General features: G+C 65.5%; 9 protein-coding genes. 3 read left to right on the top strand and 6 right to left on the bottom strand.

Annotation, left to right across the window (positions count from 1 at the left end; genetic code table 11):
• Positions 1–46 precede the first annotated feature (46 nt).
• The 5 genes from CI41S_RS04180 to CI41S_RS04160 all read right to left on the bottom strand — a co-directional run bounded on the left by CI41S_RS04180 (position 47) and on the right by CI41S_RS04160 (position 5,893).
• Complete coding sequence (locus tag CI41S_RS04180) at positions 47–1,291, bottom strand: ABC transporter substrate-binding protein (RefSeq protein ID WP_139482339.1); 1,245 nt, start codon at positions 1,289–1,291, stop codon at positions 47–49.
• Positions 1,292–1,329: 38 nt separating this feature from the next.
• A complete protein-coding gene (locus tag CI41S_RS04175) occupies positions 1,330–2,808 on the bottom strand; it encodes an ATP-binding cassette domain-containing protein (RefSeq protein ID WP_139857552.1) in 1,479 nt (492 codons plus the stop codon).
• The gene (locus tag CI41S_RS04170) at positions 2,808–3,734 is read right to left on the bottom strand and encodes a branched-chain amino acid ABC transporter permease (RefSeq protein WP_139857551.1); all 927 of its coding nucleotides are present in this window, start codon (positions 3,732–3,734) and stop codon (positions 2,808–2,810) included. Before CI41S_RS04170 ends, CI41S_RS04175 begins: the two co-directional genes overlap by 1 nt.
• 1 nt (position 3,735) lies before the next feature.
• Positions 3,736–4,611 (bottom strand): branched-chain amino acid ABC transporter permease, encoded by an 876-nt coding sequence (locus CI41S_RS04165; protein ID WP_139857550.1) that lies wholly within the window; start codon positions 4,609–4,611, stop codon positions 3,736–3,738.
• A 94-nt stretch (positions 4,612–4,705) separates the two neighbouring features.
• On the bottom strand, positions 4,706–5,893 hold the full coding sequence (locus CI41S_RS04160; RefSeq protein ID WP_244626398.1) for an ABC transporter substrate-binding protein: 1,188 nt from the start codon (positions 5,891–5,893) through the stop codon (positions 4,706–4,708).
• A gap of 1,318 nt (positions 5,894–7,211) precedes the next feature.
• Between CI41S_RS04160 and CI41S_RS04150 the strand changes: the two genes are divergently transcribed.
• From CI41S_RS04150 to CI41S_RS04140, 3 genes are read left to right on the top strand one after another with little or no spacing between them, the layout of a single operon-like run.
• Positions 7,212–9,248 (top strand): GAF domain-containing sensor histidine kinase, encoded by a 2,037-nt coding sequence (locus tag CI41S_RS04150; protein ID WP_244626397.1) that lies wholly within the window; start codon positions 7,212–7,214, stop codon positions 9,246–9,248.
• Positions 9,245–9,634: a response regulator gene (locus tag CI41S_RS04145; RefSeq protein WP_139857548.1), complete on the top strand. Its 390-nt coding sequence runs from the start codon at positions 9,245–9,247 to the stop codon at positions 9,632–9,634. The genes CI41S_RS04150 and CI41S_RS04145 overlap by 4 nt, the downstream gene beginning before the upstream one ends.
• Positions 9,631–10,881 carry an adenylate/guanylate cyclase domain-containing protein gene (locus CI41S_RS04140; RefSeq protein ID WP_139857547.1) on the top strand — a complete coding sequence of 417 codons (1,251 nt, stop codon included), beginning with the start codon at positions 9,631–9,633 and terminating at the stop codon, positions 10,879–10,881. The genes CI41S_RS04145 and CI41S_RS04140 overlap by 4 nt, the downstream gene beginning before the upstream one ends.
• Before the next feature lie 21 nt (positions 10,882–10,902).
• On the opposite strand, the gene CI41S_RS04135 is transcribed toward CI41S_RS04140, so the two are convergent.
• The gene (locus tag CI41S_RS04135; RefSeq protein WP_139857546.1) at positions 10,903–12,492 is read right to left on the bottom strand and encodes an MDR family MFS transporter; all 1,590 of its coding nucleotides are present in this window, start codon (positions 12,490–12,492) and stop codon (positions 10,903–10,905) included.
• Positions 12,493–12,706 lie beyond the last annotated feature (214 nt).

The following is a 12,706-nucleotide window of genomic DNA, read 5'->3' as shown; positions in this document are numbered from 1 at the left end:
ACGGATTGCTTCGCTTCGCTCGCAATGACGGTGGTGAGGCTTTTCCTTACTGCGACAGCTTCACGAAGTTCGGAAACTTCATCTCGCCCTCGGCGATCGCCTTCGGCCAGACCGTGATCTGCTTGCCACCCTGCCACTGGAACACCAGGCCGGTCACCGCGCCCGGACCGGACTTGATGCCGTGGGTGAACTCGTCGCTCTTGCCGTAGAACTGGATCTTGCCGATCGTGCCTTCAAAATCGGTCTTCTCGAGCTCGGCGACCATCTTGTCCGGATCGGTCGAGCCGGCGCGCTGGATCGCTTCCGCGATGATGTAGACCTCGTCATAGGCGGTGTAGCCGGTATAGGCCGGCGGGGTGCCGAACTTGGCCTTGAAGGCCGCCGCAAACGGTTTGGTCTTCGGCGTCACCGCGACGTCGGGCGTTGCGACCGCGAGCGACGGCACGCCCTCGGCGGCGGCGTTGGTGTCGGCCCAGAACGTCGGGCTGAGCGCCTGCGCACTGATGCCGAACATCGGGATCGGCACCTGCTGGTTCTTCCACTGCACCGTCGGCTGCACGCCGACATGGGAGATGCCGGTCACGATCACGTCGGGCTTGGCCGCCTCGATCTTGTTGAAGATCGGCGTGAAGTCGGTGGTATCGGGCGAGAAGCGGATGTGCTCAACCACCTTCAGCCCGGCCTTCGGCAGGCAGGCCTCGTAGCCGACGTCGAGCGGCTTGGTCCACGCCGCATCCTCGCTCATGATCGCCGCCGACTTGAACTTGAGCTTGTCGGCGAGCAGCTCCTTGGCGGCATCGCAGACCAGTTGCGCCTGCGCGGCCGAGGTCAGGTAGCCGTGGAAGGTGTACTTGTTCTTCTCATAATCGTTGTGAATCGCCTTGGTGATCTCGTTCGACGCGGCGCCGGGCGTGATCAGCGGCATCTTCAGCCGCGCCGCCCACGGCTCCAGCGCCAGCACCACCTCGCTGATGTAGCTTGCGATCACCGCCGAGACCTTGTCCTCGCTGACCGCGCGCTGAAACGCGCGCACTGAATCGGCCGACGACGACTTGTTGTCGTAGGTGACGATCTCGATCTTGCGGCCCATCACGCCGCCCTTGGCGTTGATCTCGTCGGCCGCGATCTGCGCGCCGCCCGGCGTCGCCGCGCCGGCGATCGACTGCACCTCGGCAATCACGCCGATCTTAATGGGATCCTTCGACTGCGCGTAGGCCGGCGCCGCGAGGCACAGCGCGAGCGCGGAGGCGAGCAGGCTCGCCCGGGCGGCGGTTGAATGGTTGGACATCATGATCTCCCTTGCTTTGCTTTGTTGTTAATCTTCCAACGTCAGAGAAAATCCTTGCCGGCCTCCGCGGCGAACCGGCCGGGATCGCCCTCCCACACGATCCGCGCGTGCTCCAGCACATAGACGCGGTCGGCATGGGGAAGCGCGAAGGTCACGTTCTGCTCGCCGAGCAGCACCGTGATCCTGGTGGTCTGCCGCAGCTTCTCCAGCGCCTTCGACAGCAGCTCGAGGATCACGGGCGCAAGCCCCAGCGTCGGCTCGTCGAGGATCAGGATCTGCGGCTGCATCATCAGCGCGCGGCCGATCGCCAGCATTTGCTGTTCGCCGCCGGACAGCGTCTGCGCCATCTGGCCCTGCCGCTCCTTCAGGATCGGGAACAGCTCGAACAGCCAGGCCAGCTGTTTGGCCCGCGCGGCGTCGTCGAGATGCTGGCCGCCAAGATCGAGATTTTCCCGCACCGTCATCTCGCCGAACAGCTCGCGCGATTCCGGGCACTGCACAAGGCCCGAGCGGGCGATCTTGGCGGGACCCGTGCCGCGCAGCTTCTGGCCGCCGCGGAGGATCTCGCCGGTGTACGGCAGGAAGCCGGAGATGGTGTTGAACAGCGTGGTCTTGCCGGCGCCGTTGAGCCCGACGATCGAGACGAACTCGCCCTCATGGACGTGGATCGAGACGTTCTCCAGCGCCTGCGCCTTGCCGTAATGCACGCTGACGTCATCGACCTGCAGCAGCGGCACCTTGTCCTTGAACGAGGTTTCGGGGCGCGCATGGGTCTCGATCGCGCCGCCGAGATAGACCCGCCGCACCGTCTCGTTCTTCATCACGTCCTCGGCGCGGCCGGTCGTGATCTCCTCGCCGAGATACATCGCGAGCACGCGGTCGACCAGCGCCGCGACGCTCTTGACGTTGTGGTCGACCAGCATCACCGCGCGGCCCTCGTCGCGGAAGCTGCGGATCAGCGCGGAGAAGGTGCCGACCTCGGCGCTGGTGAGGCCCGCAAACGGCTCGTCGACCAGCACCACCTTTGGATCGCGCGCAATGGCTTTCGCCAGCTCGAGCCGGCGCAGATCGGCGAACGGCAGTGTCGGCGGGCGGCGGTCCATCACCGCCCCGAGTCCGACGCGCTCGGCGATCCATTTGGCGCGCTCGGTCAGCGCCTTGTCGGGGAACAGCATGAACAGGCTGTCGGGCAGCAGCGCGACCATGATGTTCTCCAGCACGGTCTGCCGATTCAGCGGCCGCGAATGCTGGAACACCATGCCAAAGCCCTTGCGCGCGATCTTGTGCGCCGGAAGGCCGGCGACATTCTCGCCCTCGAACAGCACTTCGCCTGCAGTCGGGCGCTCGATGCCCATCACGCTCTTCATCGCGGTCGACTTGCCGGAGCCGTTCGGCCCGATCAGGCCGAGAATCTCGCCGGGATGCAGCTCGAAGGAGAGATTCTTCACGGCAGTGAGACCGCCAAATCTCTTGGTGAGGCCGCGAACGCTGAGGGTTGCAGTGGTCACAGTCTGGTCCATCAGGAGCGCGCCTCGCGTGACAGGGCCGCTCCGAGGAAACCGCCGGGAAAGAACAGGACGACGAGCAGCGCCACCGCCGAGACGATGAAGGTGGCAAGCTCGCCGGTCGGACGCAGAAATTCGCCGGCGACGATCAGGAAGATCGCCCCCAGCGCCGCGCCGAGCACGGTGCGCCGGCCGCCGAGCACGGCGGAGACGATCACGTTGACGCCGACCGCGACGTCGACGACGGTGCCGACCGAGGCGGTGCCGAAGTAGAACACCAGGAGCGCGCCCGACAATCCCGAGAAGAACGCGCTGACGATGAACGCCGCGAGCTTGTGCTTGACGATGTTGAAGCCGAGCGCGCCGGCCTGCACCGGATCCTGCCCGCTCGCCTGCAGCACCAGGCCGACCGGCGATTGCGACAGCCCGTAGAGGATCGCGGCGCTGATGGTCATGAAGCCGAGCGCGATCCAGTAGTTGGCGCCGGCATTGATGGTGATGACGTCGGGGATGGTCAGCCCGATCTCGCCGCCGGTGAGATCTGCGAACACGACGACAAAATTCTGCAGCATCAAGACCGCGACCAGCGTGGTGAGGCCGAAATACGGCCCCCTCACCCGCAGCGCCGGCAGCGCGAGGACAAAACCCGCGACCACCGAGGCCAGCGCACCGAGCAGGATGCAGAGATAGACCGACCAGCCGAACTGGTTGTTGAGGATGCCGGCTGTGTAGGCGCCGGTGCCGATCAAAAAGGTCGGCCCGAAATTGACCTCGCCGGCGAAGCCGAACAGCAAGTCCCAGGCCATCGCGAACACGCCGAAATAGAACGCGACGGTGAGGAGCCCGAGGACATAGCCCGAAACGTAGAGCGGCAGCGTCGCGGCGATGACGACGCAGGCCAGCGAAATGAAGAACAGCCGCGAGGTGAAGAACGTGGCCATCTCAGCGCCTCCCGAGCAGGCCCTGCGGCCGGATATACATCACGAACACCAGCAGCAGCAGCGCCGGAATGGTGCGATAGGCCGGCGAGATCAGGTAGGCGGTCAGGGTCTCGAGATAGCCGACCACGAAGGCTGCGATCAGCGAGCCGGACACGCTGCCGAGGCCCCCCAGCACCACGATCGAGAATGCGCTCGCGGTGAGCGGCCCGACGCTGTAGGAGCTGACGCCGAGGAACATGCCGAGCAGCACGCCGGCGATGCCGGCGAGGATGCCGTAGATCGCCCACACCACGATGTAGATCTGGGTGAGCTCGAGCCCGAGCAAGGTGACGCCGCGCGGGTTCATCGAGGCCGCCAGCACCGCCTTGCCGGTGCGGGTGCGGTTCACCAAAAGCCACAACAGACCGATCACGAGGCAGCACACCAGCGCGGTGAAGATATTGTTGCGCGGTGTGCGGTTGCCGAAGATATCGACGACGCCCTCGACGATCGGCAGCACCGTCTTGGCGTTGTTGGTGAAGAAATAGGCGATCAGCTCCTGGATCATGATGCCCCACAGCAGGGTGCCGGTGAGGACGAAGATTTCCTTCTCCTCGTTGGGGATCCGCGTGGAATTCTGGATCGGCTTCACCACCGCGAAATAGGTCGCGAAGGAGACGACCAGCGCCACGCCGACACCGAACAGCGCGCCGCTGTAGATGTCGAGGTGCAGCACGCTGGCCGCGGCCCAGGCCGCCACCGCCGCGGCCACCATGATGGCACCGTGGGAGAGATTGAGGACGCCGGAGACCCCGAAGATCAGGGTGAAGCCGGTGGCGCCGAGGGCATAGAGGGCACTGATGGCAAAGCCATCGATCAGGATTTGTAACGCAAGCATCTCATACTGGCCGCGGCAGCGGCGCTGCCTGTTGTGGAGGACGCGGAACTGAACAGCGATGCTCCCGGGAGAGACCCGGGAGCACGACCATCAGTCAATTGGTGGTCGCCTTGACGAAGCTCGGGAACTTGAGCTCGGCCTTGGCCACTTCCTTCGGCCAGACCGCGACCTGCTTGCCGCCCTGCCACTGCAGCATCAGCCCGGTGATCAGGCCCTTGCCGTATTTGATCGAATGGGTGAACGGATCGTCCTTGCCGTAGAACTGGACGCGCCCGATGGTGCCTTCCCAATCGGTCTTTTCCAGCGCCGCGACCATCTTGTCGGCCTCGGCGGAGCCGGCGCGCTTCACTGCGTCGGCGATGTAGTAGACCTCGTCATAGGCGGTGTAGCCCGCATAGGACGGATAGTTGCCGAACCGCTTCTTGAAGGCTTCCGCGAACGGCACCGACTTCGGCGTCACCGCAACGTTCGGGCCCGACACGCCCTGATACAGCACGCCCTCGGCGGCGTCGTTGGTGTCCTTGCCAAAGGTCTCGTTGGTCGCCTGCGAGGAGATGCCGAACATCGGGATCGGCACCTGCTGGTTCTTCCACTGCACCGTCGGCTGCACGCCGACATGCGAGATGCCGGTGATGATGACGTCGGGCTTCGCCGCCTCGATCTTGTTGAAGATCGGCGTGAAGTCGGTGGTGTCGGGCGAGAAGCGGATGTGGTCGACGACCTTGAGCCCGATCTTCGGCAGGCACTCCTCGTAGCCGACGTCGAGCGGCTTGGTCCAGGCGGCGTCCTCGCTCATGATCACCGCGGTCTTCATGTGCTTCTGATCGACCAGGAGATCCTTGGCGGAATCGCACACCGACAGCGCCAGCGCCGCCGACGTCAGGTAGCCGTGGAAGGTGTACTTGTTCTTCTCGTAATCGGCGTGAACGCTCTTGCTGATCTCGTTGGAGGCGGCGCCCGGCGTCACGAACGGCGTCTTCAGCCGCGAGGCCCAGGGCTCCAGCGCCAGCACCACCTCGCTGATGTAGCTCGAAATGACGGCGTTGACCTTGTCCTCGTTCACCGCGCGCTGGAATGCGCGCACCGAATCCGCCGAGGACGAGTGATTGTCGTAGGTGACGATTTCGATCTTGCGGCCGTCGACGCCGCCCTTGGCGTTGATCTCATCGGCGGCGAGCTGCGCCGCCTGCGGGATCGAGGCGCCGGCGATCGCCTGGGCTTCGGCGATCACGCCGATCTTGAGTGTATCCGCGGCCAGCGCACCACTCGGGGCTGCCGCCATCAGGCCCAGAACAGCTACTCCCGCGAGTTGTTGCAACGCATGAAATGGCACTCGGGATGTTTTTCTCACCTTGTTTCACTCCTTCTTGTTCTTCGGCTGCTTCGAGCTCTGTTGGGCCCGCTTGGGCCTTTCTTTGGGGCGCGACTATAGCCGCGACAAAATGCGCAGCAAGTGAAACCACACGCAGATCGCCATGCGTTGATGGCAACTAAAGTAGTGGGTCGATGCCGACGGATTGAACAAGGAGTAGGCAGCACCGGACATATCGTGGGACGAGCTAGAATCGTTGGGCGGATGAACGAAGCGTAATCCGTCCCACGGAACGCGAGAGCAAGCACCGTAGGATGGTGGAGCGCAGCGATACCCATCATCTCACCGCGGACGCAATTGATGGGTTTTGCGGAGTTTATCATCGGGCCGCGCGCAGCGCGGACCCGTTGGCTCTACCCATCCTACAAGTGTGACGGACTGTGACTGCCCGACGGGCAAGTCAGCCCAAAAACCTGTCAATCCCCGCGCGCAAAAATATTTCGCTTTTTCGGAAGGGCAACTCGGTGTATGGTTCGCCCGTCTCACCCGATCGAGGGGCGCTGCGCATCGTCATAGTGTTGCGGTGAGATGCGGTGGACGCCGCGTGTGCCAGTGACGACAGCACGCGAGGCGGACGGTGAAGTCGTGCAGGCCTGACGCCCTAGTGGCAGGTGTCCTCTCGCAAAACGCGCAAGCGTTGTTGCGAAAGCGGTGACAAAAAAGCCCAGTCTCGCCGGGGAGAGCACGTATAAGCCGTAACCCATCGCGCAGGGAAAGCCGGGTTGTTTCCGGTTACACCTGTGGTCCTACCCCGGTGCTTTTTTGTTGCACCGGGCCCATGGGTGCAATCGGCACCCGGCTTTCCCTGCGCCCTCTGATCAAGGAGAGGGCGGAACGAAAGAGCAAAGCTCGGGCAATCCATGTCGCGAGATCGCGAAACTGCGCCCCCACCCACACCTGTCATCGCCCGGTTTAACCGGGCGATCCAGTACGCCGCGGCCTCTCGGCTCAATCACGACCGTCTCTGAAATGGATCACCAGCTGTTTGAGACGTGAACCCGCGCCAAGCGAATTTTGCGTCGCGGAAACGTGAATGTGCACACGCAAACGACCGCAATCGCACGACAATCACGGTCCCGTTCCGGCTTGCCCGGCGGCTATTTTTGGCGCTAAAGCCGCTGGCGCAGCATGGATTCCCAACTGGCGCGGGAGATTCGACGACCTCGGCCGGCCGGCTGTCAGCCGCCCATGACGTCGCACCCGCTCACGTTGCGGCGCCGAACAGACGATGAATGACCAGCCCATGGACGCCGATCTGAGGCGCAGGATCGACGAGCTCGAACAGCAACTGCAATGTGCGGTGGTCGAGACCGGCCGCGTGCAAGGCGACCTGGCGGCCGCGCGCGACCGCGAGGCCCAGGCGCTGGAATGGCAGACCGCGACGGCGGAGATCCTGAAGGTCATCGCCGCCTCGCCCTCCGACGCGCAGCCGGCATTCGAGGCGATCGCCTCGAACGCCAAGCGGTTGCTGCGCGGCTTCTCGGCCACCGTGCTCCGCTTCATCGGCGACGAGCTGCATCTGGTGGCGTACACGCCGACCAGCCCCGAGGCCGACGCCGGCCTGCGGGCCTCGTTCCCGCGCCACATCGCGGCGTTCCCGACCTTCGCGTTGGTCCGCGGCGGCGAGACCGTGCAATTCCCCGACAGCGAAGCCGACGAGGTTCCGGAGCCGAACAGGCGGCTGGCGCGGCTGCGCGGCTTTCGCAGCGTGCTGTTCACCCCGCTGATGAACCGCGGCACCGCGGTCGGCATGATCAGCATCACGCGCGCGGAGCCCGGCGCCTTTGCCGCCCACCACGTGCAATTGCTGCAGACCTTTGCCGACCAGGCCGTGATCGCGATCGAGAACGCGCGGCTGTTCAACGAAACGCGCGCGGCGCTGGAGCGGCAGACCGCGACCGCCGAGATCCTCAACGCCATCGCCAGTTCGCCGACCGATGTGCACCCGGTGTTCGACGCCATCTCCGAAAGCGCGCGGCGGCTGCTCGCCGGCCAGACCGCGCTGGTGACGCGCGTCGTCGGCGACATGCTGCATCTGGCGGCGTGCACGGCCGGAAGCCCGGAGGGCGACGCCGAAATCCGGATTTCGTTCCCCTCCCCGCTCAGCTCGCGCGCGATCCACAGCCGGGTCGCAGAGACCGGGAAGATCGCATTCCGCACCGATGTCGAAACCGAACCCGACGTTCCCCAGGCCGTGAAAGACATGGCCCGCGCCCGCGGCTATCGCAGCATCCTCGTGGTGCCGATGCTCCGCGAGGGCGTCGCAATCGGCACTATCGGCGTCTCGCGCGCCGAGCCGGGTGCGTTCCCTGAGGCCCAGATCAACCTGCTCAAGACCTTCGCCGATCAGGCCGTGATCGCGATCGAGAACGCGCGGCTGTTCGAGCAGTTGCAGGCGCGCACGGCCGAGCTCGCAAGATCGCTCGACGATCTGCGCGCCGCGCAGGACCGCCTGGTGCAGACCGAGAAGCTCGCCTCGCTCGGCCAGCTCACGGCCGGCATCGCGCACGAGATCAAGAACCCGCTCAACTTCGTCAACAATTTTGCCGCGCTCTCGGCCGAACTGACGGACGAGCTGAACGAGGTGCTCGCACCCGTCGCGCTCGCGGACAGCACCCGCGGCGAAATCGATGAGCTGACCGGGCTATTGAAGGGGAACCTGCAGAAGATCGTGCAGCACGGCAAGCGTGCCGATTCCATCGTCAAGAACATGCTGTTGCATTCGCGCAGCGGCAGCGGCGAGCACCGGCCGACCGACGTCAATGCGCTGGTCGAGGAAAGCCTCAACCTCGCCTATCACGGCGCGCGCGCCGAGAGGCCCCAGTTCAACGTCACGCTTGGGCGCGCGTTCGATCCCGAGGCCGGCGCGATCGAAGCGTTTCCGCAAGAGATCACGCGGGTGCTGCTCAATCTGATCTCCAACGGCTTCTATGCCGTGGAGAAGCGCTGCAGCCGGGGCGAGACCGGATTCGAGCCCACGGTGAGCGCCAGCACGCGAAGCCGCGGCGATTTCGTCGAGATCAGCATCCGCGACAACGGCGTCGGCATCCCGCCCGAGGTCAAGGACAAGATGTACAATCCGTTCTTCACGACCAAGCCGCCGGGCGAAGGCACGGGGCTCGGGCTCTCCATGAGTCACGACATCATCGTGAAGCAGCACGGCGGCAGGATCGATGTCGCGACCGAACCCGGAGAATTCACCGAGTTCACCATTCTGCTGCCGCGCAGAAGCAGTTTTTCCAACGGTACCAGGGGACAAACGTGAGTGTATTGGTTCTGGTGGTGGATGACGAGCCGGACATCGAGGTCCTGTTCCGGCAGCAATTCCGCCGCGACCTGCGCGCCCAGCGCTTCATGATGGATTTCGCCCATTCGGCGGCGCAGGCGCTCGGCCGAATCGGCGATACCGGCGAGCGAACGCTGATCCTTATCCTCTCCGACATCAACATGCCCGGGATGAGCGGGCTCGAGATGCTGCCGGAGGTGCGCTCCCGCCGGCCCGACGTTCCCGTCATCATGATCACCGCCTACGGCGATGCCGAAACGCGGCGCAAGGCGCTGGAGCACGGCGCCGAGGGCCTGCTGACGAAGCCGATCGATTTCGGTCAAGTCCGCCAGGAGATCGAGGCGCGACTGGAGCGGGCCGCATGACCTCGACCGTTCTCGTGGTCGACGACGAGCCCGATCTGGAAGCGCTCGTCCTGCAGCGATTCCGCCGGCAGATTCGCGACCGGCGCATCGACTTCGTATTCGCGCGCGATGGTGTCGAGGCGCTGCAGTCGATCGAGCGGCATCCGCATGTCGATCTCGTGGTGCTCGACATCAACATGCCGCGGATGGACGGGCTGTCGCTGCTGGCGCGGCTGCAGGAGCGCGAGGACAAGAAGTCGGCCATCATCGTCTCGGCCTATGGCGACATGAGCAACATCCGCACCGCGATGAATCGCGGCGCGTTCGACTTCCTGACCAAGCCGATCGATTTCGCCGACCTGGAAGCGACCATCCTGAAAACCCTCGGGCATATCGAGGTGCTGCGCGAGGCACGCCGCCGCCAGGCGGAGGCCGAACGCGCCCACGCCTCGCTGTCGCGCTATTTCTCGCCCGAACTGGCCAAGCGGCTTGCCGCCGGCGATGACGGCGACGAGATGCAGGTGCGCTGGCGCGACGTCGCCGTGATCTTCACCGACATCACCGGCTTCACCTCGCTGGTCGAGAGCGCCGAGGCCGAAGTGCTGGCGGAACTGCTCAACGAATATGTCGGCGGCCTCACCGATGTCGTGTTCGCCCATGACGGCACGGTGGCGAAGGTGATCGGCGACGCCATCCAGGTGCTGTTCAATGCGCCCGGCGACCAGGCCGATTACGCCACCCGCGCGATCGCCTGCGCGCAGGCGCTCGATCTCTGGGCGGAGGCGTTTCGCGCCCGCTGGAAAGACAAGGGCGTCGATTTCGGCGTCACGCGGATCGGCGTGCATGCCGGCCCGGCGCTGGTCGGCAATTTCGGCGGCGACCGCTTCTTCGACTACACGGCCTATGGCGACACCATCAACATCGCCGCAAGGCTCGAGGCCGCCAACAAGGTGCTGGGCACGCGGATCTGCGTCAGCGACACCGTCGCGAGCACCGCCGGGAAATTTCGCGGGCGGCCGGTCGGGGACCTCGTGCTGCGCGGCCGCAGCGAGCCGCTGCGCGCCCATGAGCCACTATCGCCGGCCGCGTTCGACGGGGCGGCCGCGGCGCAATACGCAAGCGCTTTCGCCAAGCTCGAGTCCGGGGATATCGCGGCAATGCCGGCGTTCGCCGCGCTGGTCGGCATCCATGCCGACGATCCGCTCGCGAGCTATCATTTGCGGCGGCTCCTCAACGGCGCCAAGGGCGCGCGCGTGCAACTGGAGTGAGGCGCAGTGAACCGCCGGTCCCTACTCCGCCATCTCCACCGGCGCTGTGCCGGGCCCGGCGAGCGGGCGCTCTTCCATGATGATCATGCAGACCGCGGCGGTCGTCAGCAGCGCGGCGGCGGCGGCGAACACGTAGCGGAACGCGGTGATCATGTCGGCGACCGGGATCGCGCTCACCGCGCCCGCTGCACCGTGATGCTCGCTGGCGAGCGAGATGTCGGAGCCCAGCGTCATCAAGAGGATCGTGGTGAAAGCGGCCACCGTGAAGGAGGCCAGCAGCGCGCGGAAGAAGTTCATCGCGCCGGTCACGGTGCCGACCTGCGCCCGCGCCACCGAGTTCTGCAACGACACCACGCTCACGGGGAATGTGGTGCCGAGCCCGAGCGCGAACACGCCCATCAGCGTCAGCAGGCCCCACAGCGGCAACGTCGTCACCGCCATGCCGACGGCGCAGATCGCGGCAACCGAGGTGCCGACGATCGCGACACGCTTGTAGTGCTTGGCCTTCGCCATGGTTCGTCCGGCGATCGCCGCACCGCAGGTCGAGATCGCGGCGAGCGGGATCAGCGCGAGGCCGGCCTCGCTGGCGCTGAGGTGGTAGACCACCTCGTAGTAGAGCGGCAGGTGCACGGTGAGGCCAACGATGGCGCCGAGCGCGCACCCGCCGGCGCACATCGCGAACGGCACCACCGAACCGCCGAGCAGCGACAGCGGCAGGAACGGCTCATCGGCGCGGCGCGCGTGCCAGACAAAGGCGCCGGCGAGCGCGATCGAGGCCCCGAGCATCGCGGTGATGGTCGGCGACAGCCAGGACAGGCGCGTGCCGCCCCAGGTCAGCACCAGCATGAACACGACGGCGGACGCCATCAGCAGGATGCCGCCCAGCCAGTCGACCTCGCGCTTGCGGTGGAACACCGGGATCTTTTTCATCTTCGGCAGCAGCAGCGCCAGCCCGGCGGCTGCAAGCGGCAGGTTGATCCAGAAGATCATCGACCAGTGCAGATGCTCGGCAAACACGCCGCCGATCACGGGACCGAGAATGCCGCCGGCCATCCAGACGCTGGAGAAATAGGCCTGGTAGCGGCCGCGCTCGCGCGGGGACACCACGTCGGAGATCACGGTCTGGACCACAGGCATGATGCCGCCGCCGCCGAGACCTTGCAGGCCGCGGGCGAGGATCAGCATCGCCATGCTCGGCGCGATCGCGCACAGGATCGAGCCGACCACGAACAGGCTGAGCGAGGTGATGATCATGGCGCGGCGGCCGTAGATGTCGCTCAAGGTGCCGAACACCGGCGCCACGGCGGTGGACGCGAGCAGATAGGACGTGATCACCCAGGACAGATTGGTGACGTCGCCGAACTGGCGGCCGATGGTCGGCAGCGCGGTCGCGACGATGGTCTGGTCGAGCGCCGCCAAAAACATCGTCAGCATCAGGCTGATGACGATGGTGCGGACCTCGTCGTGGGTGAGCGGGACCGGCGGCGCCAGCGGCGGCGCGCCGCTCAGTTCGATCACCTCGCTCGGGAGGCGGGACAGCTCGTCGGCAATGTCGTCAGGCAATGTCTGCTGGTCGGCAGGAAAACGGCTCTGCCGTTCATACTTGTTCATCTGAGGCGTAATGCTGGTGTCACGCAGCCCGCGGCCGCGATGGAATCATTCTCTCACCGGCAATTTACGCAGCAATTCGATGCTAAGGCAGGCCCCCGCGCGCATAGGTGCATCCCGCACCTGCAGCATCGCAAAGCCGTGATTGGACACAACAAAGTCCCTGGACCGCCGTCACCTATGACGGCCCAGGGCAAGGCGGGAGAAAGTCCTGCGT

The organism is Bradyrhizobium ivorense (genome assembly GCF_900696085.1).
Lineage (GTDB): Bacteria > Pseudomonadota > Alphaproteobacteria > Rhizobiales > Xanthobacteraceae > Bradyrhizobium > Bradyrhizobium ivorense.
Note: the sequence above shows the minus strand (reverse complement) of the source record. Positions and strands in the feature narration are given on the sequence as shown.